General features: G+C 51.3%; 29 protein-coding genes. 28 read left to right on the forward strand and 1 reads right to left on the reverse strand.

Going from position 1 to position 19920, the window contains the following annotated elements; all coding sequences use genetic code 11:
• Positions 1-12: 12 nt before the first annotated feature.
• From DT73_RS00315 to DT73_RS00375, 13 genes are all read left to right on the forward strand, one after another.
• Complete coding sequence (locus DT73_RS00315; protein WP_235234344.1) at positions 13-714, forward strand: phage antirepressor KilAC domain-containing protein; 702 nt, start codon at positions 13-15, stop codon at positions 712-714.
• Positions 711-1703 (forward strand): DUF968 domain-containing protein, encoded by a 993-nt coding sequence (locus DT73_RS00320; protein ID WP_036102315.1) that lies wholly within the window; start codon positions 711-713, stop codon positions 1701-1703. Before DT73_RS00315 ends, DT73_RS00320 begins: the two co-directional genes overlap by 4 nt.
• Before the next feature lie 13 nt (positions 1704-1716).
• Positions 1717-2475 carry an antitermination protein gene (locus tag DT73_RS00325; RefSeq protein WP_036102318.1) on the forward strand — a complete coding sequence of 253 codons (759 nt, stop codon included), beginning with the start codon at positions 1717-1719 and terminating at the stop codon, positions 2473-2475.
• Positions 2476-2880: 405 nt separating this feature from the next.
• Complete coding sequence (locus tag DT73_RS00330) at positions 2881-3276, forward strand: phage holin family protein (protein WP_036102322.1); 396 nt, start codon at positions 2881-2883, stop codon at positions 3274-3276.
• Positions 3263-3544, forward strand: coding sequence for a phage holin family protein (locus tag DT73_RS00335; RefSeq protein WP_036102325.1), 282 nt, complete (start codon positions 3263-3265; stop codon positions 3542-3544). Before DT73_RS00330 ends, DT73_RS00335 begins: the two co-directional genes overlap by 14 nt.
• Before the next feature lie 150 nt (positions 3545-3694).
• Positions 3695-4306 carry a glycoside hydrolase family 19 protein gene (locus tag DT73_RS00340; RefSeq protein ID WP_036102327.1) on the forward strand — a complete coding sequence of 204 codons (612 nt, stop codon included), beginning with the start codon at positions 3695-3697 and terminating at the stop codon, positions 4304-4306.
• Positions 4307-4313: 7 nt separating this feature from the next.
• Positions 4314-4844 carry a hypothetical protein gene (locus DT73_RS00345; protein ID WP_036102329.1) on the forward strand — a complete coding sequence of 177 codons (531 nt, stop codon included), beginning with the start codon at positions 4314-4316 and terminating at the stop codon, positions 4842-4844.
• A complete protein-coding gene (locus DT73_RS00350; protein WP_036102331.1) occupies positions 4841-5116 on the forward strand; it encodes a DUF1378 family protein in 276 nt (91 codons plus the stop codon). Before DT73_RS00345 ends, DT73_RS00350 begins: the two co-directional genes overlap by 4 nt.
• Positions 5117-5351: 235 nt before the next feature.
• A complete protein-coding gene (locus DT73_RS00355; RefSeq protein ID WP_036102333.1) occupies positions 5352-5867 on the forward strand; it encodes a KilA-N domain-containing protein in 516 nt (171 codons plus the stop codon).
• Complete coding sequence (locus DT73_RS00360) at positions 5867-6271, forward strand: hypothetical protein (RefSeq protein ID WP_036102335.1); 405 nt, start codon at positions 5867-5869, stop codon at positions 6269-6271. The genes DT73_RS00355 and DT73_RS00360 overlap by 1 nt, the downstream gene beginning before the upstream one ends.
• Positions 6272-6440: 169 nt before the next feature.
• Complete coding sequence (locus DT73_RS00365; protein WP_036102340.1) at positions 6441-6632, forward strand: hypothetical protein; 192 nt, start codon at positions 6441-6443, stop codon at positions 6630-6632.
• A gap of 272 nt (positions 6633-6904) precedes the next feature.
• Positions 6905-7195, forward strand: a complete 291-nt coding sequence (locus DT73_RS00370) for a hypothetical protein (RefSeq protein WP_036102343.1) — start codon at positions 6905-6907, stop codon at positions 7193-7195.
• Between the two features lie 91 nt (positions 7196-7286).
• Positions 7287-7931 carry a hypothetical protein gene (locus tag DT73_RS00375; RefSeq protein WP_036102346.1) on the forward strand — a complete coding sequence of 215 codons (645 nt, stop codon included), beginning with the start codon at positions 7287-7289 and terminating at the stop codon, positions 7929-7931.
• 18 nt (positions 7932-7949) lie between these two features.
• Here the strand turns inward: DT73_RS00375 and DT73_RS00380 are convergent, their stop codons facing one another.
• Positions 7950-8456, reverse strand: coding sequence for a hypothetical protein (locus DT73_RS00380; RefSeq protein ID WP_036102349.1), 507 nt, complete (start codon positions 8454-8456; stop codon positions 7950-7952).
• A 294-nt stretch (positions 8457-8750) separates the two neighbouring features.
• On the opposite strand from DT73_RS00380, the gene DT73_RS00385 reads away from it, so the two are divergent.
• The 15 genes from DT73_RS00385 (at position 8751) to DT73_RS00455 (ending at position 19886) form a co-directional block, all read left to right on the forward strand.
• Positions 8751-9335, forward strand: coding sequence for a hypothetical protein (locus tag DT73_RS00385; protein WP_036102352.1), 585 nt, complete (start codon positions 8751-8753; stop codon positions 9333-9335).
• A complete protein-coding gene (locus DT73_RS00390) occupies positions 9277-11400 on the forward strand; it encodes a phage terminase large subunit family protein (RefSeq protein WP_036102354.1) in 2124 nt (707 codons plus the stop codon). The genes DT73_RS00385 and DT73_RS00390 overlap by 59 nt, the downstream gene beginning before the upstream one ends.
• Positions 11401-11408: 8 nt before the next feature.
• Positions 11409-11672 (forward strand): gpW family head-tail joining protein, encoded by a 264-nt coding sequence (gene gpW, locus DT73_RS00395; RefSeq protein ID WP_036102357.1) that lies wholly within the window; start codon positions 11409-11411, stop codon positions 11670-11672.
• A complete protein-coding gene (locus DT73_RS00400; RefSeq protein ID WP_036102360.1) occupies positions 11672-13309 on the forward strand; it encodes a phage portal protein in 1638 nt (545 codons plus the stop codon). The genes gpW and DT73_RS00400 overlap by 1 nt, the downstream gene beginning before the upstream one ends.
• The gene (locus DT73_RS00405) at positions 13306-14169 is read left to right on the forward strand and encodes a S49 family peptidase (protein WP_036102364.1); all 864 of its coding nucleotides are present in this window, start codon (positions 13306-13308) and stop codon (positions 14167-14169) included. Before DT73_RS00400 ends, DT73_RS00405 begins: the two co-directional genes overlap by 4 nt.
• Position 14170: 1 nt before the next feature.
• Entirely contained in the window at positions 14171-14776 is a 606-nt protein-coding gene (locus DT73_RS26370; RefSeq protein WP_036102368.1) for a hypothetical protein, read from the forward strand.
• On the forward strand, positions 14776-15180 hold the full coding sequence (locus DT73_RS00415) for a head decoration protein (protein WP_036102371.1): 405 nt from the start codon (positions 14776-14778) through the stop codon (positions 15178-15180). The genes DT73_RS26370 and DT73_RS00415 overlap by 1 nt, the downstream gene beginning before the upstream one ends.
• A gap of 104 nt (positions 15181-15284) precedes the next feature.
• Entirely contained in the window at positions 15285-16334 is a 1050-nt protein-coding gene (locus tag DT73_RS00420) for a major capsid protein (RefSeq protein ID WP_036102373.1), read from the forward strand.
• Position 16335: 1 nt separating this feature from the next.
• Positions 16336-16593, forward strand: a complete 258-nt coding sequence (locus DT73_RS00425; protein ID WP_036102376.1) for a hypothetical protein — start codon at positions 16336-16338, stop codon at positions 16591-16593.
• Between the two features lie 3 nt (positions 16594-16596).
• Positions 16597-16950 (forward strand): hypothetical protein, encoded by a 354-nt coding sequence (locus tag DT73_RS00430; protein WP_036102379.1) that lies wholly within the window; start codon positions 16597-16599, stop codon positions 16948-16950.
• Positions 16947-17492, forward strand: coding sequence for a hypothetical protein (locus DT73_RS00435; protein WP_036102382.1), 546 nt, complete (start codon positions 16947-16949; stop codon positions 17490-17492). The genes DT73_RS00430 and DT73_RS00435 overlap by 4 nt, the downstream gene beginning before the upstream one ends.
• A 3-nt stretch (positions 17493-17495) precedes the next feature.
• Positions 17496-17702 carry a DUF2635 domain-containing protein gene (locus tag DT73_RS00440; RefSeq protein WP_036102385.1) on the forward strand — a complete coding sequence of 69 codons (207 nt, stop codon included), beginning with the start codon at positions 17496-17498 and terminating at the stop codon, positions 17700-17702.
• Positions 17699-19198, forward strand: a complete 1500-nt coding sequence (locus tag DT73_RS00445) for a phage tail sheath subtilisin-like domain-containing protein (RefSeq protein ID WP_036102388.1) — start codon at positions 17699-17701, stop codon at positions 19196-19198. Before DT73_RS00440 ends, DT73_RS00445 begins: the two co-directional genes overlap by 4 nt.
• Before the next feature lie 2 nt (positions 19199-19200).
• Positions 19201-19572, forward strand: a complete 372-nt coding sequence (locus DT73_RS00450; RefSeq protein WP_036102390.1) for a phage tail tube protein — start codon at positions 19201-19203, stop codon at positions 19570-19572.
• The gene (locus tag DT73_RS00455) at positions 19572-19886 is read left to right on the forward strand and encodes a phage tail assembly protein (protein WP_235234347.1); all 315 of its coding nucleotides are present in this window, start codon (positions 19572-19574) and stop codon (positions 19884-19886) included. Before DT73_RS00450 ends, DT73_RS00455 begins: the two co-directional genes overlap by 1 nt.
• Positions 19887-19920 lie beyond the last annotated feature (34 nt).

Here is a 19920-nt window from a genome sequence, read left to right on the forward strand (position 1 = left end):
AGTGGAGAACGTATGAGCAGTTTAATGAACGTTATTAGTGATCCGGGTTTCCCTGCCATGTCCAGTCTGGAAATTGCTGGCCTGTGTGAGAAACGACATGACCATGTTATGGCTGACATCCGCAACATGTTGCTACAGCTCGAAATTCAATCTCCCCAGTTTTCGGGAGATTACCGGGATGACCGTGGCCGCTCATATCCGTGTTATCACCTGCCGCGTGATTTATGCCTGACACTGGTGTCTGGGTACAACGTCGTGCTGCGTAAACGGGTTATTGATCGCTGGCTGGAGCTGGAAGAAGCAAAGAAATCGCCGGTACCACAATCACTCCCCGAAGCCCTGCGTCTGGCCGCTGACCTGGCGGAAGAAAAACAGCAACTGGCAGAGAAGTTAGAAGCCGCGGCGCCCAAAGTGGAGTTTGTGGATCGCTACTGTACTGCCAGTGGTTCGATGTCATTTCGCCAGGTGGCAAAGCTGCTGAATGCCAAAGAGCCTGAGTTTCGTTTGTTCCTCCTGGACAACAACATCATGTACCGGCTGGGTGGCACACTGACACCACACCATCAGCATATTGCCCTTGGACGCTTTGAGGTAAAAACCGGTACCTCGCAGACATCCAACCACGCATTCAGCCAGGCGCGCTTCACGGCAAAAGGCATCAAGTGGGTTAGTGGGCTGTGGATTGAGCATGTGATGAAGGGATCCGCAGCATGAGGGCACTGTTAACACCGGATGTCGCCCGGAAAATGGGCATTGTGCTGTTACGCCCCGGACCGGAACTGATGCCACTCTTTTCCCGTGGGCGTGTGCTGGTGGAGCATGAGCCCGCCGATATGGCAGATCTGCCCACCGGACTGGTACCACCCGTAAGGCAGCCACTCACGGAAGATCCGTATCTGCTTCGTTTCTTTCTCGATGAACGGGTTATTCAGGCGGCAGGTGGCATCAGCGCTCTTGAAGCCTGGCTGTTCATGAACGGGAACACCTGCCAGTGGGGCGAGGGTGACTATCACCACCATGAGATAACCACCCGCAGAGAAGCCGAAGGCGCGTTACGCCTTTGCTGGCACTGTGACACCCAGTTTCGCGATCAGTCATTTAAGGCACTTACCGATATCGCCAGGAAGAACGTGGTTGAGTGGGTAGTGGATAAGGCCAGGGCAGCACTTCACTTTGATGAAAGCCACACACTCACACTGCCTGAGCTGTGCTGGTGGGCTGTTCGCCAGCGTGTATTTGAGGCATTCCCTGAGCCAATGGCAGAACAGGCGCTGGGCTGGCAGGTGGAGCCCATCAAATCCGTTTACCGCGAATGTGACCTGATGCCTTCGGTACCGGCCACCAGCGTGATAGAGGAACACGTAAAACCTGTACTAACCCTGGCGGTTGACCCGGAAACACCGGAATCCTTCATGCTGCGACCAAAGCGCAGACGCTGGGTAAACCAAAAATTCACGAAGTGGGCAAAATCGCAGCCCTGCGAATGCTGCCGTAAACCCGCAGACGACCCCCACCACATTATTGGCCACGGGCAGGGTGGGATGGCAACAAAGGCGCATGACTTATTCGTGATACCGCTGTGCAGGGCGCACCACGACGAGTTACACGCCGATACCGTGGCATTTGAGGAAAAGTACGGGAGCCAGCTGGCTCTGTGGTTTCGTTTTATTGACCGTGCGCTGGCAACTGGCGTTCTGGCTTAAGTGGAGAATACGTATGAATCTGGAAGCATTACCGAAATTTTACTCACCGAAATCACCAAAACTGAATGATGAAACCCCGGCTACCGGGAGTGCATCCCTCACCATTACTGATGTGATGGCGGCTCAGGGCATGGTTCAGTCAAAAGCGCCACTTGGGTTTAACCTCTTCCTGGCAAAGATGGGGATTCAGGATCCACAGCCAGCCATTGACGGTTTAACGAATTACGCGATGGCACTTGATAATCCGGTACTGAACAAGCTGACAGAATCCACCCGGCTGGAGATTGTGGATTGTCTGGTTAAGTTTGCCTATGCCGATTATTCACGTTCCGCAGCCAGTAAAAGCGAATGCCCACATTGCCACGGGAAAGGAGTGATCCGGACGATGCGAGATGTGGTGAAACACCCTGGCGTAAAAGGTGTAGAACCCACAGTTCGCCATGAGGAAGTGGAAATGCTTTGTTCCCACTGTGATGGTAAAGGTGAAGTCAGTACAGCCTGCCGCGGGTGTAAAGGAAAGGGCACCGTTCTGGATGAGAAGAGAACCAAACTGCTTGGTGTTCCAACCATGAAAGTCTGTGGTCGTTGTAACGGCAATCGCTACAGCCGGGTACCAACGACACTGGCTAAAGCAGTGATTGAAAAACTGGTTCCGGATCTAACGAGCTATCAGTGGTACAGCGGCTATGCATCAGTGATCAATATGCTGGTTACGAAGTGCTGGCAGGAAGAAACATACGCAGAGAAGCAATTGAGGAAAGTCACACGATAGCAACATTATTGTGAATTTTGTCTGCATGATGCTTGCAATATTCAAAAATAATGGTTAGGATTTTCTTAACGATGGGCATTGTGTGTCTACCGTTCACAAAAACTTATAACCTCGCCACGGCGGGGTTTTTTATTTGCAGTGAAAGAACAGATAGGATTAAAAATCCTGCCATGATCGGTTCTGGTAATACCTGGGCCGTGAAGTGTGAGACCGGCGCACACCACTGTAATTAATCATTCGCCTCACAGAATGAGTCAAATAGACATCATAATTAGCTCACCTCAGTGAGCTCTGCATTCAGGTCACAGACATTCACTCACAGATAACCCTTTCATCTTGTGTCTGCTGGCTTGTCCCTTATCCCCTCAATCCTGAGAGGAATCACAGCAATAAAGAGGGGGCTAAATGTCCGATCCTGTATCCGGTGCTGGTGCCATTCTTGGCAGCGGTATGCTGGGCGCTACCTTTTACGGTTTTGTCACTCATACCGACTATGGCGTTGTATTCGGTGCGTTCGCGGGGGCAGTGTTCTACGTAGCTACGGCAGCCAACATTACACGCTGGCGGCTGATGGGGTATTTCCTGACATCGTTCATTCTCGGCGTGTTAGGTGCCGGGCTGGTGGGCGCAAAACTGGCAGACCTGACCGGGTATACCGACAGGCCACTTGATGCCATTGGTGCTGCAGCGGTATCAGCTCTCATCATTAAGGTTCTGACCTTTGTGAATAATCAGGATCTGGACAGGTTGCTAGGTATGCTTCCCCGATTCCGTGGAGGTGGTCCAAATGACAATAAGTGAACCTGCTGCGCTGGTTAATGCGGTAATTTGCGGTGTGATTGTGCTGGTGCTGATGTTCTATCAGCGTGGTGATGCCCGACACCGCCCGCTTATCTCCTGGCTGGCTTACATCATTGTCCTGGTGTATGCCTCCGTGCCGTTCCGGTTTGTCTTCGGTCTGTATCATCAGTCGCACTGGCTGGTGGTACTGGCAAATATCCTCATCTGCGTCATTATCCTGCGCGTTCGCGGGAACGTGGCTCAGTTGATCAAATTACTCCACAGATAAAAAAGCAGGATACAGCGACATCACTGCATCCTGTAAGTTGGCAATTGCACAGTTATTATTATGAAAACTGCAATTACTAAGAATAATCTTAAGTCAAATTTATCGTTCTATACATAAAAACTCCCCTGCCAATATTAGTAGGTACAGGTTATGAATATTTCTCAATTTATAGGGGCGGCTGGAGTTAGCGCCGAACTTGCTGCTGTCTGGTTTTCTCATATTGAGGCTGCCATGTCTGAGTTTGGTATCAGCTCAGTACAGGACAAAGCCATGTTCATCGCTCAGACCGGGCATGAATCAGGTGGTTTCAATGCACTGGTTGAAAGCTTCAATTATACCCCGATGGCTTTACTGGCCGTATTTGGTCGCCGCGTCTCATCCTACCAGGCCAATATGCTTGGCAGGGTGAATGGCCGCAAGGCGCAACAGGAAGCCATTGCCAATCTGGTCTATGCAAATCGCCTGGGTAACAAGTCAACGGGTGATGGCTGGAAGTATCGTGGTCGCGGGCTTATCCAAATTACTGGTCTGGATAATTACCGTAAATGTGGTGCTGCATTAAAGCTGGATCTGGTTACCTCGCCTGAGTTACTGGAAAAGGCCAGTGAAGCGGCGCGGTCAGCTGCATGGTTCTATGCAACCAGTGGATGCCTGAAATATCCCGGTGATTTAGCCCGGGTGACGCAAATCATTAATGGCGGTAATAACGGGATTGATGATCGCCGGGCTCGCTACGGAGTTGCACTCAAAGCCCTTTCATGAGGCCTGTATGAGCGCAGAAATAAAAGCAGCCATTATTGTTAGCCTGTTTCTTCTTATTGTCGGCACCAGCTGTTTTGTTGGTTACCAGTACCAAAGTAACAGCAACCGGGCGGAGACCGCTGAAACTCAGGTTTCGTTACAGGCCACAGTAATTCAAACGCAGGCTATCCAGTTAGCAGCGTTTAACGCTTTAGCCAGTGATACGTCCTCAAAAAATAACGCCGCAACGACAGCGTCTGACAACACTGTTATCGAATACAGGACAATCCTTAAACGTGAAAAAACATGCGATATGCCTGTCCCTGCTGATATTGCTGGCGGGCTGCTCAAATACGCGAACCGTTTACGTTCCGGCGCAGTGTCAGCCACTTCCAACGTCACTGACTCAACCGGTTCTGGTACCACTACCACCAGCGAACTGACTTATTGCCAGGCGGTGTTGTGGATTAATCCATTACTTACGGCCCTGGAACAGGCAAATAACCAGTTGTCAGCTATCCGGCTGGCTGAACAGAAACGACAGGAAACCACCAAATGACACCGATTCAAATTGTATTGTTGTACTTCTCATTCATTGGCGTAGTGCTGCTGCTTATTGCTGGCGGCTGGAAGGCGATCCGTAACAGGATTAAAGCCCACGCAGCAAACAAAGCACAAAAAGCCGCAGCAGAAGCCCAGGCGCTTGAAGAAAAGGCAGAGGCCAGAGCGCAAGAGTTGCTTAAGAAACTACAGGAAGAAGCTGCCGAATCCGGCCAGACATCTACCACAGTGACTGGTGATGTATCACCACCGGCTGGCAGTGCATCGTAAATTTTACATACCCGTGATTCCGGGTATGTAAAAACCAGCAAGGCACGAAGAGCTGCATACAGGCTGCCAATCGGTGGCCTTTTTTGTGCCAGCAGTAAACCAACGCGCCATGCCCGGCGTGAACATCACACAAGGCCTTACAGAAATAAGCCTCGGAGAATCACCGTTATAAGCGGCGGCTTCTTTGTGGGCGGTTTTTCTGGGCAACGAGGCTTATTTTTATAAGGTAAACGCTATGAAAGAACTTGCAGTGTTCGATACGCCGGTACGCATTGATGATGAGAAGTTCATTTCAATCACCGACATATGGAAAGCCGCAAAGGCAGCTGGTAGGAATGTAGATAACCTTCGTCCTACTGACTTTCTTCGCAGTCCCGTAACACGCTCATTTATCAACGAGTTAATAAAAGGTGGAGAATCTACACCATTTAGAATCATTAAAGGCCGTAATGGTGGAACCTATGTCACGCGCTTTCTCGCTTATGAGTATGCAGGTTACATCGATCCTGCATTCAAGGTCGGCGTATACACGGTGCTGGATAAATTCTTCTCTGGTGAGATGATCACGCTTGCCAGTTACATGGCGGAAGCCAACATGGCAGACCACATTCTCAAAGAAGAATCCGCAGTTGTTAGTGATTGCGCAAGGACCATGAACTATTGGGGTATAGGTGGAAGAAAACGGCAGTTGGTAAACAACCGACAGGAAGCATACGCCAGACTTCAGATTAATGTTCCGGGGCTTGAGTGATGGAAAATATAAAGCCTCACGAATTCTTTGCATGGCGTGTAGCTGAAGCTTATGTATTGCATTTGATGTCGATCAATCGACGTCCAGTTTATCGGTATTCGTCTGGTGATATAGAAGTGGATCGACACTTCCTCATGCCATTACTGGACGGTTACCTCGCCGATAGAAAATCTGAAAATTGGCGCAGAAGGTTCTATGTATCGATGCTTCAGAAAGCAAACGAACCAGACTCAAGGTCGGTATTTATGGGTGGCAGGCCTCCATTGCTCAACAAGCGCGGGATTAAATACATGAATGCTCTGGTGCATGAGTTTGGTGACATGCTTGAGGATATTGGCGGGAGAGATGAAGCCGGAAGAATGACTATGCCGACTGATGATGACTTTCCCGTCATTGGAATCTGAACGCTGAGAGCCTCTTTCACAACGGCTTTCATCCCAGCTCAACCAGATCTGCTTATTGGCTAATCACAGCATTACAGCAGTAATTCACTGAGTGCCCGCAACAATGCCTTGACCTTGCTATTTTTGTGGATAGTCTGTTATCTCCACTCAAGTAAGCTAAGGGTTTCCAATGGCTAATGAACCGCGCAGATGCATTATTGAAAGCATGTACGAAAAACCAGAGGGCAATTTTGTGCAATATGCACCTATTGAGGTTTATGATGATTCAGGTCAAATGCATACACCTGTCAAAGCAATTGTTGAGCTGGATGATGGTAAAGTATTAACTGTCGACCCAAAAAGCATCCGCTTCACGAATTAATTCATCTTTTAAACCCACAAGAAGCCACTGGCACTCGCTGGTGGCTTTTTTATTGCGCTTCGCATGCGCTAAACAATCGAGAGTCTTTCAGTTGTGAGCCTGGGAAAAACTATTTTCTTTGGGGAATGTCCTGTGTTGCAGAGCTCTACTGAGATGTGCTTGACAGGTAGATCAAGAAGTACATCTTTACTGAAATTTGGCTAAAGTCTTTTATGGATCATCCGATATGTAAATGGCGCTTCTTAAAAGCACATTTACATTAAGGATAAAATATGGCACAGGTTAAAAATGTAGAAAAGAAAATCTGGGATGTTCAGGGTTTCGATGTAAACTTCAAATATCCTGACGGTACTAACGTTCGTGGGGATAAGAAGGATATACCTCAGTACACAAAGAAAAATGCTACTAAAAACGATATGACAGTCAAAGAATGGAAGGATGCAAACTTTAAAAAAAGTTACCCTGGGTTCGATTGTGACGTACTTTTGGGGGATGGGAGTGTTGCCCATGGCTCAACAAAGCTTGGAACTGTGAGAGATAGTTACGCAGATTCAGATGAATAATTATGCCGTCTTCGGTAGGTTTTATGCCACTACAAATGCCACCTCTGGGTGGTTTTTTTATTGAGCCTCGCATGTAGTCAAAGGTGGATATATGGCAGACCTGAACAATCTTTCTGCGCAATTACGCCAACTACAAAAGCAAATACCGTTTGCGATGGCACAGGCGATGACTAAGGTAGCAAGACAGATAGAGGCCGCAGAACGCACAGCGCTCCAGCGCCATCTGGATAACCCGACACCGTTTACCGTTAAGTCTGTTGGTTCACAAGGTGCACGCAAGAATAACCTACAGGCAAAAGTGTTTGTCCGTGACACCGCTGCTGCTTACCTGGAACCGTTCGAGTTCGGTGGTCAGCACAAGCTGAACGGTCAGGCGTTGCTCAATCCCAAAAACATCAAACTCAATAAGTACGGCAACCTGCCACGCACAAAAATGGCTCAACTTAAAGCAAAACCGGATGTGTTCATTGGCTCGGTTGGTGATGTGAATGGAGTTTGGCAGCGCAGAAAGCCCAGGAAAAGCAAGAAAGGAGCGAAGCGTGCAAAGCGGTCACCAAACGGCACACGTCGTGACCGTATGAAAAAACCAGCACCAAAGCTACTGATACAGTTTGGTAATGCGCTGGCCGTATCCCCGACGCTGGGATATATGCAGCGAGCAAGCACAATGGCCGCTGCTCTGATGCCTTCTGCTCTAAGCCGAGAGATTGCTGAGGCTATCAGAACAGCTAAATAAAAAACTACGATGTAAAGATCACAGAGTTATTTCACAGGCATTCACAAAACTGTTAACAGCTACAGTTGAACCAGATGCATTGCCAGATAATGAAATTTGGTTTCCGCCATCCTTGGTTTGAAAACCAATGAGTATTTTTGATTTTGCATCCTTAATTTGTTTTAGCAGAGTCTTTATTTGTTCGTCATCATTCGATGATATCTGAATAGCTTGAACATTTCGCCTGGTGAGAGTTGCGTCGAGTTTGACTGGACTGTTAGCGTCAACTTTTAATATCAAATCCATGGGGATATCTGAGGTTACTTCAGAAGTTTTGTCCATTTCTACATATGAGACTGACATATTTTGTTTCGTACAATCAAAAATGATCGCTCCATTTTGGTTGGAGACCTCTCCGATCATCATTGCTTGTTTCCCACCGGAGAATAAGTCGTCATCAGTATTGGTTACCCATCGGGCATGTGCTGTGGAGGTAATAAGTGATGCTGCAATGATACAAATTCTGAAAAAATTGTTTCTGGTCATTATTTTCTCCTTGCATTGACTGAGGATAATCATAGCTGCTGAGCTGAATAGCAGCCATAAGAAAATGGGTCCTTCCGGGGACCTTTTTATTGCACGGGCATTGCGCGCCGCGTTGTTTTCCTAGCTACAGGTTTTCAAATTTGGGTAACAGGTAACAGTTACATTTTGTTTCATTTTCTGGTTTGTATTTGTTTGTAAATAACTTTTTGAAAAATGATCTGTTACCTCAGGTGTTACCTTTCTTCCAGGGTAACAGATCCAGGTAACAGGTTCAGGTAACACACTGGGGTAGCAATGAATCAGTCCGATTTTGCCAGGCTGCATGGTGTAAGTCGTAAAACAGTTACTATGTGGAAGAGCAGAGGATGGCTGGTTATTTCCGGCGATGATATCGATGTTAACGCCTCGAATGCGCTGTTGGAAAAATACAGGAAAACGATCAATCGCCCCACATCAGAAAAAGCAGCGTCACCGGCAAAAAAAGCGGCTGCCCCTGCTTCATCGCAGGTAGTAAAGATAGAAGAGGATGATGGTGCTTCACCCGAAAGCATCGCCATGAATTTTATTCTTCAGAACGGGGCTGAATTATCCCTGGATGAAGCCCGCCGTATTAAAGAGAACTATCTGGCATTACTCACAAAATTAGAGTTTCAGCAAAAAGATGGTCAGCTCATTGAAATGACTGTCGCCGAGGAGGTTCTTTTCAACGCCTTTCGCCAACAGCGTGATGCCTGGCTTAACTGGCCGTCCAGGGTAGCTCCGCTCATGGCTGCTGATCTGGATGTACCAGCGGACAGGATGACAGAGGTGCTGATTGAACATGTCCACAAACATATCTCAGTCCTCGGAGAGCCAGAGTTTAAGCCAACAGAAGATTGAGCGCCTGAAACTGAGTGCGCGGAAAGGCTGGACGCCGCCACCCAGGATCAGCGTGCCGCAATGGGCCGATGATTACCGGAAACTGGCAAAAGAGGCGGGAAGCACGTCGGGGAACTGGGAGACATCTACTGTTGAGATCGCCAGAGGACCGATGCTGGCGGCGACTGAATCCGGTGTTCATATCATCACGGTGATGTGCTGCACCCAGTTAATGAAAACTGCATTGCTGGAAAACCTCTTCGGGTATTTCGCACACCTTGATCCCTGCCCGATATTGCTGCTGCAACCGAAAGAGGAAGCGGCAGAGCAGTTTTCAAAAGAGCGAATCAGCCCACTGGTGCGCGTAACGCCCGTTCTTCGCAACATCATTGGCGACTCAAAACAGAAAAGCTCCAAGGAAACCATTCTCTATAAATCCTTTACTGGCGGATTTCTTGCATTGGCAGGGGCTGGTAGCCCGGACAACCTTGCTCGCCGCCCGATTCGTATCCTGCTGGCAGATGAGGTGGACAAATACCCAATAACGCGCGAGGGCGATCCTATTGCGCTGGCAGAAGAACGAACGGCAACGTTTGGTCTGACCTGGTTGTCTGTCCGTGCCTGCTCCCCGACGGTCGAAGATGAAAGCCGGATAGCGGACAGCTACGCCGATTCAGATCAGCGCCGGGCGTCTGTGGTGTGTCCGCACTGTGGGCACCGGCAGTTCCTGGATTTTTTTAAACACGTCCAGTGGCCAAAAGAGGGGGATAAGCACCTCACCAAATCAGCCATGATCCACTGCGAGTGCTGCGGGGCTGGCTGGTCGGAAGGGCAGCGACTGCGCGCGTTACAGACCATCCGCTGGCATCAGACAAAGGTGTTTGAATGTTGCGGAGAGCGGCACTCCCCGCTGATGGCTTATGACAATGCCTGGCGGGCAGAGGATGAAGGCAGTGTGGATACCGTGTGGCGCTGGTCGGAATCAGAGCGCCACGCAGTATACCGCGCCATCTGCCCGGCATGCGGACGGGAAGCCGTTGAAAATACACACGCTGGTTATCAGGCATCAAAACTTTTCAGCCCCTGGCAGAAAGATAAGCCATCCGACATCGCGGAGAAGTACATCAAAGCGAAAGGCGACCCGGACAAAGAACAGGCCTGGTGGAACACCCAGATGGGGCTGCCTCACCGGCCAAACCACGGCAAGCAGCTTCCTGTCGATATCTTACTGGCGCGCCGGGAAGTCTTTCCTGCGCCGGTGCATGACAGGGTGGCAGTGCTCACCGCCGGGATTGATACCCAGGACGATCGTTTCGAAATTGAGGTAATTGGCTGGGGGAAAAACGAAGAATCCTGGTCGGTAGCGCACGATGTTATTTATGGGGATCTGGAGACCGATGAACCGTGGAAACGGCTTGACGCGTATCTGAAACAGGTCTGGCGCCGGAATGATGGCAGGGGACTGACCATCATGGCGGCCTGCCATGACTCCGGTGGTCATCATACCCAGAAAGTCTACGAGTTCGCGAAAGAGCGCCTTGCCCGTCGCATCTGGGCCATAAAGGGGGAGTCCGCTCAGGGCGGCAAACGTAATCCTGTCTGGCCGACCAAACGACCCTCGTCAAAAAGCAAAGCGCAGTTCCGGCCAATCATCATCGGCGTCAACGCGGCCAAGGATGTTGTGCGCGGCAGGTTGCATCTCGAACCACCCAAACAGGATGAACCAGCGCCGGGGTATATGCATTTCCCTGATGATCGTGATGTTGGCTATTTCAACCAGCTTCTGGCGGAACGCCTCGTCTACAAAGTTGTTGCCGGGCAACGGTTCAGTGTCTGGGAACAGATCCCCGGGCGCGCGAATGAGGCGCTGGACTGCCGGGTTTATGGGTATGCCGCGCTGTGCGGACTCATGCACATGGGCCTGAAACTGAACATTCGCGCCGCCAATCTTGAAGCGAACCCGGACAGGTTGTTACCACCTCCGTCAGCGTCTGAAGAAAAAATTAGCTACGAACTTCCTGGTGTTGTTGTTGAGGAAACAACGGCACCGAAGCGGAAAAGACTGTCAAACCTCCTGCCGAAATAAGGATAACCATGTTTAACCGGAATACCAGTTTACTTGCGGGCGCGATGACGGATGAACAACTCAGGGATGCGCTGGCGAAAGCCCAGCAGGCGTATATCGATTTAACGACCGGGAGCCGCGGTGTTTCGTTTTCCTATTCACAGGGAGACGGTACCCGATCGGTCTCTTATCAGCAAAGCTCCCTTGCCGACCTGCTGGCACTGATACAGCTGCTTCAGGCACAACTTGGTATTGTGGCCCGTCCGAGAAAACCTGTGAGGTTCAGATTCTGATGAACAAAGTGCAAATTCTCGGGCCGGACGGGACACCTTTCCGTCAGAGTCGCCCGTCCATGCTCACCAGTGGTGGCCGCGTTCCGTATGATGCCGCCGATTCGTTCAGCGATCAGCTGGCAAACTGGCAGCCTGCGTTGTGGTCGCCTGATAACGAAATCAACATTTACCGGGATCGCATCGTCGCGCGTGCCCGTGACCTGGTACGTAATGATGGATGGGCCAGCGGTGCCATAACCCGTCTGCTCGATAATGCCGTCGGGGCCAATTTTCGCCCGATTATGAAGCCCGATTATCGCGTGCTCAGAATGATGACCGGGAAAAAAACCTTTGATTCGACCTGGGCGGAAGAATACGGCAAGGCGCTGGAGGCGCACTGGCGAACCTGGGCTTATGACACGGGGCGTTATTGCGATGTGGAGCGTAAGCTCACTGTTCCGCAGATGTTGCGTCTCGCGTTTCGCCACAAGCTCATCGATGGGGATGCGCTGCTGGTGTTGCAGTACCGCACCGACAGGCTTGGACGTGGGCGGGGAAGATATGCCACTACCGTACAGGTGGTTGATCCTGACAGGCTCAGTAATCCGCAGCAGAATTTTGACCTGCCGAATATTCGTGGTGGCGTTGAAATTGATGCTGACGGTGCGCCGATCGCCTATCACATCCGCGAGGCTCATATCGGTGACTGGTGGAGTGGCGCAAAAACGCTGACATGGCGCCGTATCCCGCGTGAAACAGCCTGGGGTCGACCACACGTTGTGCATGATTTTGACCATGAACGTGGTGCGCAACACAGGGGGAACGGCATTTTGACACCCGTAGTTCAGCGTCTGAAAATGCTGGTCAAATATGACCAGAGCGAGCTGGAAGCGGCTATCCTGAATGCCATTTTCGCCGCCTACATTGAGTCGCCTTACGACTCTGAAATGGTGCAGGCTGCCATGGGGGAAAGCTTCGATGACAGCAGCCTGGGTGCCTACCAGGACGGGCGTATAGAATTTCACAATGATCGTAGGCTGACACTTCAGAACGGTGCTCGTATGCCTATTCTGTACCCCGGTGAAAAAATTACGACGGTCAATGCCGCACGCCCTTACAGCAATTTTGAAGTGTTTGAATCTGCGGTCCTGCGTAATTTCTCATCAGGAACCGGGTTATCTCCACAACAGGTGACGCAGGACTGGTCTGACGTTAACTACAGCTCCGCGCGTTCTTCCCTGCTTGAAGCCTGGAAAACACTGACGCGCCGCCGTGATGATTTTTCCATGGGAACGGCGCAGCCGGTACTTACCGCTTTCGTTGAAGAGGTTCACGACAACGAAGATCTGCCGCTTCCTGCTGGCGCTCCAGATTTTGTGGATGCCCGCGCAGCCTATTCCCGTGCCCGCTGGATGGGGCCGGGGCGAGGGTGGGTGGATCCGGTTGCAGAGAAAAAAGGGGCCATTCTTGGTCTGGACGCCGGGCTTTCCACGCTTGAAATCGAGGTCGGGGAAAACGTCGGGGAAGACTGGGAAGAAGTCCTCGATCAGCGTCAGCGCGAAATCGAATCATGCCTCAAGCGGGGGCTTCCACTCCCAAGCTGGGCGCAGGCGGACAAGTTCGCCAGCCAGACAATTACCGATCCGGAGGAAAAATGAATCTGCCGTATTTAGCGCAGCGGTTGTTTAACACACCGCTGGCCATCCATCCCAAAAAAGCCGAGGTGGTGATGGCTGCGCTGGCCGACCGGCTGGGCATCACCCGGATTGAGTCAAATTTTGCGATGGAGGATGACGACGGCTACGACTGGAGCAGCCAGCGGGAAACCCGTTCTGATCCCGGTTATGACAATATATCGGGGGTGGCAGTTATCACCATTCAGGGGACGCTGGTGCAGAAACTCGGTAGCCTGCGACCGTACAGCGGTATGACGGGCTATAACGGCATCCGCCAGGCGTTTTTGACTGCGTTAAATGATCCGGAAGTGGAAGCCATCTGCCTGGATATTGATTCACCCGGCGGAGAGGTGGCCGGGTGCTTTGATCTGGTGGATGTGATTTACAACTCCCGTGGGCAGAAACCCATTCATGCCATCCTGACGGAAAGCGCCTATTCCGCTGCGTATGCCATTGCGAGCGCCGCCGACTGTATTTGCGTTCCGCGAACTGGCGGCGTGGGTTCGGTAGGAGTGATCACGATGCACGTTGACTGGTCACAACAGATTAAAAATGCCGGTGTGGCGGTCACGATCATCACGTTCGGTGACCGTAAGGCCGAGTCTAATCCCTATCAGCCGCTGTCAGATACCGCGTTTGCCGCTATTCAGCACGATATCAATGCGATGGGGGAATTGTTTGTCAGTACGGTCGCCCGCAACCGGGGGATGAAAGAGAAGGTGGTGCGTGACACCGAAGCGGCCTGTTTTATGGCTGCGGATGGCGTCGCGCTGGGGCTGGCAGATATGGTTATGACGCCAGATGCAGCGTTTCGAAATTTACTGAAATTAACAGGAGCCTGATATGGCTAAAGCTAAACCGTTTAATTTTGCTCATTTCTTTGGTGGTGCGCGAGCGTCGGAAGAGGATGATGAAAAATCCAAAAAAGCCCGCAAGGCAAAAGGTCGTGCCGAAGACGACGAGCGCAAGGATGATGCCGAAGACGATGAAGATGACGTTGATGCCGAAGACGATGAGCGCAAGGATGACGCCGAAGACGACGATGACGACGTTGATGCTGAAGACGATGACGACACTGATCCGGAAGATGACGACGGTGATGATCGCAAAGACGACAAAGCCAGCCGCCAGGCGCGTCAGGCTGAGCGCCGTCGTTGCGCCCGTATTTTCGGCAGTAAGTTTGCGGTGAACAATGTCGCGCTGGCCGCATCGCTGGCATTCAATACCGGCATGAGTTCCGCCGCTGCCGTTGATGTACTGCGGAGCAATCGCCCTCAACAGCCACAGGGCAACGGGCACCGTTCTCTTGATGAGCGCATGCAGGATGCTGAACAGGTCCGCCTGGGCAAAGATGGTGCTCAGAAAACCGGCAGTAACGCAGGTCTGGCAACACAGATGATGGGCCTTTATGACAGTGCAACCGGCCGTGGTGCCGCAGGGGGTAAATAATGGATCAGTTTGGAACAAACCCGTTTGTACCGGGCATGAATAGCTCGTTGTTTGTGCCGGATCAGCTTATCGCCGGCACACTTCAGTTAGTGACTGACAGCGTGACAATTACCGGTGGACCGTACAAGCGTGGAACCGTCCTGGGGGTGATCACCGCCAGTGGTAAATATACGCATTGCGTTAAAACAGCGACGGATGGCAGCGAAACACCGCTGGCAATCCTGGTCGATGATGTTGATGCATCAACCTCTGACCAGATCGGCGGTGTGTATCTGATGGGCGAATTCAACCAGAATTACGTCACTATTGATAATTCGTGGACGATTGCAGATATGAAAGTATCCTTACGGCCTCTGGCCATTTTCCTGCGTGACAGCATTCAGGCCCCCGTCACCACCGCCTGATTTTTCCCCACTCACTCACAGCTTACCTTTTGCCGGTTGCGGCAGGGTTGCACTCATTTTTAAATTATGCCGGTGTGATAACCGGCATCATCAAGAGATCGCATATGAAGAATATTTTTGATACCAGTGTGCTGGTGCAGGTGGTTCCTAACCTGAAACTCAGTCAGAACTGGTTGCTGGACCGCTTTTTCCCCAATGTAGTGACCTACGAAACGGAAGAAGTTGCGATTGATGTGGATGTGGGTGTCCGCCGTATGGCACCCTTCGTATCTCCGCTGGTGGAAGGTAAACTGGTTGAATCACGCAAATACCAGACCAATACCTTCAAACCAGCTTACATCAAAGATAAGCGTGCACCCGATTTACGTAAACCCATTCGTCGTCAGATTGGTGAACGTATTGGTGGCGAATATACCGCTGCCGAACGCGAGATGCTGAATCTTCAGTTCGAGATGGCAGATCAGATCGACATGATAAACCGCCGACTTGAATGGATGGCGGCCAGCGCGCTGGTATCGGGTACAGTCACTGTTAACGGTGAAGGGTATGAAACCAAGGTAGTGGATTTTGGTCGGTCTTCAGACCTGACTATCACCCTCAGTGGTTCTGATAAATGGCCGCTGACTGTTGCTGCTGGCACGACCAACACCCAGCCATCAGATGATATTGAAACCTGGCAAACGCAGTTCCTGAAAGAATCCGGTGCGGTTCCGACAGATCTGGTATTCACCAATTCGTCATGGCGTGCATTCCGGCTGGATACCACGATCAAGGATAACGCCATTACCTTTCCGGCACTGAGTCCATTTGGGAACCAGATTAATGCTGGCGCACAAATTCAGAAGGGTGCGGTCTATAAGGGGCGCTGGGGTAACTTTGACCTCTGGTTATATAACGACTGGGCGATTGATCCCATTACCGGCGTCGAAGAACCGCTGATTCCGGATGGTGCCGTTCTCATGAGTTGTGCAGATTTGATGGGGACGCGAGCCTTTGGCGTCATTCTCGACCCGGCCTTCAATTATGGTCCGCTCGCGTTCGCACCTAAAACCTGGGTGAAAGAAGATCCGGCTCAGCGCTTACTGATGATGCAGTCTGCACCGCTGGTTATCCCGAGCCGGGTAAACGCTTCCCTCTGTGCAACGGTGGTTTGATATGGCAAAACAAGTTGATGAAGATCTGAATGCTACTGGCGAAAATAGTCAAACTGATGCGGAAATGGAAACGGAATACGTGGTGCTGAAAGGTAACCATATTCGCCATGATGGTAAAGTTTATCGAGAAAACATGACTATACCGGTAACAGGTTCGGACGCTGTGCGGCTGCTCAAAGCCGGTGTTATCGGTGATATTGAGCAGCTTCGCCAGCGCATCCTCTCGGTACAGCCTTCGGTAAGCATAACGTCGGAGTAGGGTATGGGCGTCAACTGGGATGAGCACCTTCTTGCTCCCCTGCATCATGTTTTCGGCGATGAACATGAATACCGGCCAAAAAATGGAGCCCCGTTCCCTGTGAACGGGGTTTTTGATCGTGGCTATGTTCAGGCGTCATCAAACCTTGATGGAGAATCGGAAATCAACACGACTAACCCAGTGCTCGGGGTGCGTGATGCGGAATTCTATGGGCATTTGCTGCCGGTACAGGGTGATCGCGTGTTTATTCAGATTGTCGGCGGCGTGGCAGTGAATCAGCTCTTTAACATTGCTGATGTTCAGCCGGACAGCCACGGCGGGATGAAACTGGTACTGACGATAGTGAAGGCAAAATGAACGCAGCCAATGTTCGCCAGTTGGTGGTGGATTCGCTGAAGGGAAAGACAAGCGCCGGAGAAAATGTATTTTCCCCCCGCGACTTTCCCACAACCCGCGCAATGTACCCGTGCCTGCTGGTGCAGACTCCTTTTGATCACAAGCATTCACAGGGGCGAAACACCCCCGCTTTTACCACCATAACCACAGTTCGTATTTCCGGCCGTATTCAGGAATATGACGGTGAAACTGATGACGATGGTGCTCTGGACGCTGAACTGGCTCTTGAAGCCCTGCGCGAGCAAATCGATCAGGCTGTGGTTAACAGCTACGAACTGACCCGGGTTATTCAGCAGTACCGCGAAATTCGTTCAACCATCAATGTCAGTGCCGATGGAGAAGCGCACCTTGGTCAGCTTCTCTACGAAATCGACATCGAATATTACCAGGGGCCAGAGGATTTTTATCCGGTTGAATCCGTGCCACTTGAGGGCATCGATATTCGGATTCAGATGCCCGACGGCACACCCGTGCCTGGCGCTAATACCAACCTTCAGGAGTAACCCATGTTTGTTAAACCGAAAGACGGGCTCAGCGTTCGCGACCCTGTCAAGGGCTCCCCTTTGCCTGCAGAGGGCGCGGAAGTCCCAAATACTATTTTCTGGCGTCGTCGGTTGAGTGATGGTGATGTTTCCATCACTGAAAAACCAGTAACTCCCTTAGTGGCCACGGTAAAGTCAACGACAGAGAAAAATGAGGGAGGCACAGAATGACAGTTCCGTTTGCACGCGTACCCAATAACCTACGCACCCCTCTGTTTTACGTCGAGTTTGATAATTCAATGGCAAACACGGCGACCGCGACGCAGCGCACGTTACTTATCGGCGGCATGTTGTCTGCAGGTACGGCGACCGCAGGCATTCCAGAGCGTGTCTCATCGCCCAATACCGTCGGCGAACTGGCCGGGAAGGGCAGCTTACTGCACGCCATGATGACAGCGTATCAGGCCAATGATTCTGCCTCTGAAATCTGGATCCTGCCGCTGGAGGAAGATTCCGGTTCAATGGTCGCAGCAACCGGCACGATTAAAGTTTCCAGCGCGCCAACGGATACCGGGGTTATCTCGCTCTATATCGCAGGCATCCGTATTCAGTTGACCGTTGTGGCGACGGATACGGTCGCAGGCATTGCCACTTCGCTGGCGGCAGCGATTAATGCCAAAACATCGCTGCCCGTTACTGCCTCAGCGGCGACCGACACCATTACGCTGACGGCGAAAAACCTTGGTTCACAGGGTAACAACATTGATATCCGGTTGAATTTTGAAGGTACTCCGGGTGGTGAAGCCACACCGGAAGGCCTTGTTCTGACGATTACCCCGATGGCCGGTGGGGCTGGAGCACCGGATATCACAGGTGCGCTGGCTAACCTTCAGGACCGGACGTTTGATTTTATCGTCAGCGCCTACGATGACACGACTTCCATTGATGCGCTGAAAGCGTTTCTGTCCGACAGCGGCGGTCGCTGGTCATGGGATCAGCAGCTTTACGGCCACGCATTTACCACAACAACCGGAACCTATGCAGCGCTGGGGACGAAAGGGGAATCGCGTAACAACCAGCATGAAACGATGATGGGTGTGAATAAGTCACCATCGCCACCGTGGGTCTGGTCGGCGGGATACGCTGGCGCGGCAGCCGTCAGCCTGCGCAATGACCCGGGACGTCCCCTGCAAAGCCTGGCGATTTCCGGTGTGCTGGCTCCGGCACTGGAAGATCGCTTCAACCTTACTGAGCGTAACAATCTCCTTTACAGCGGTATTTCAACATTCACAGTGGATGATGATGGTACGGTCCGCATTGAAAACCTGATCACCACTTATCAGAAAAACAGCTATGGCGATGCCGACGACAGTTATCTTCAGGTTGAAACGCTGTTTACCCTTGCTTTCGTTGTCCGTTTTCTTCGCACTCAGGTAACCAGCCGTTTTGGCCGCATGAAACTGGCCGCCAATGGTACGCGTTTTGCGCCTGGCGCCGCGATCGTCACGCCAAATATCATCCGCGCTGATCAAATTGCCCAATACCAGACGCTGGAGTACCAGGGTTACGTCCAGGATTCCGCCGGGTTTGCTGCAGGGCTTATCGTGGAACAAAACGCCAGTAACCCGAACCGTGTCGATGTACTGTGGACCGGGACACTTATCAACCAGTTGCGCATCTTCGCGCTGCTTAATCAGTTCCGCCTTCAGGCGAGCACAGGAGCATAACCATGGCCGGAGATACTTCAAACCGTCTCGCTGGGACAGCCTATGTCACTGTCGATGGGGTGACAATTATGGTTGTCGGACAATTTAAATACAGTCCATCGAAGGTTAATCGCTCCTCTCTGACGGGTATGGATGGTGTCCATGGGTATAAAGAAAAACCCGTTGTTGGATATATCTCCTGTCAGGTGCGTGACAGCGGTGGAACGATAGTTTCCGGCTTCAACGGGCAGACTAACGTCAACGTGATTGCGGAACTGGCCAACGGTAAAACAATCATTGGCAAATCGCTCTGGACAGTCAACGTGCAGGAAGTTGAAAGCGAAGAAGCAACCTTTGATGTGCGCTGGGAAGGCGCTGATGTGACGGAGAGCTGATGATGGCAGAAATTGAACGAGTTAAAGAAATCCCACTGGACGTTCCGTTCGAAGACGCAACGCAGAATATTCGTTATGAATCGCTGACGCTGCGGGCTCCCACGTTGTCGCAGGCGGAACAGTTCTACGAAAAACAGGTGGCAAAAACCTCCCTTGCTGCTATGCGATTACTGATCGCGCTCACTTCAGGGGGTATCCCCGAGTCCGTATTACAAAAAATGGATTTCATTGATTTCCGCAAGTGCGAGGACTTCCTTATGGGTTTTTTGACCTGGAGATCCTCACCCTCTGGCAAGAGCGAGCCGCAGACATAACAGCTTACTTTGGCTGGTCAGATGAACGGGCGTG

It is taken from the genome of Mangrovibacter sp. MFB070 (assembly GCF_000705335.1).
Lineage (GTDB): Bacteria > Pseudomonadota > Gammaproteobacteria > Enterobacterales > Enterobacteriaceae > Mangrovibacter > Mangrovibacter plantisponsor.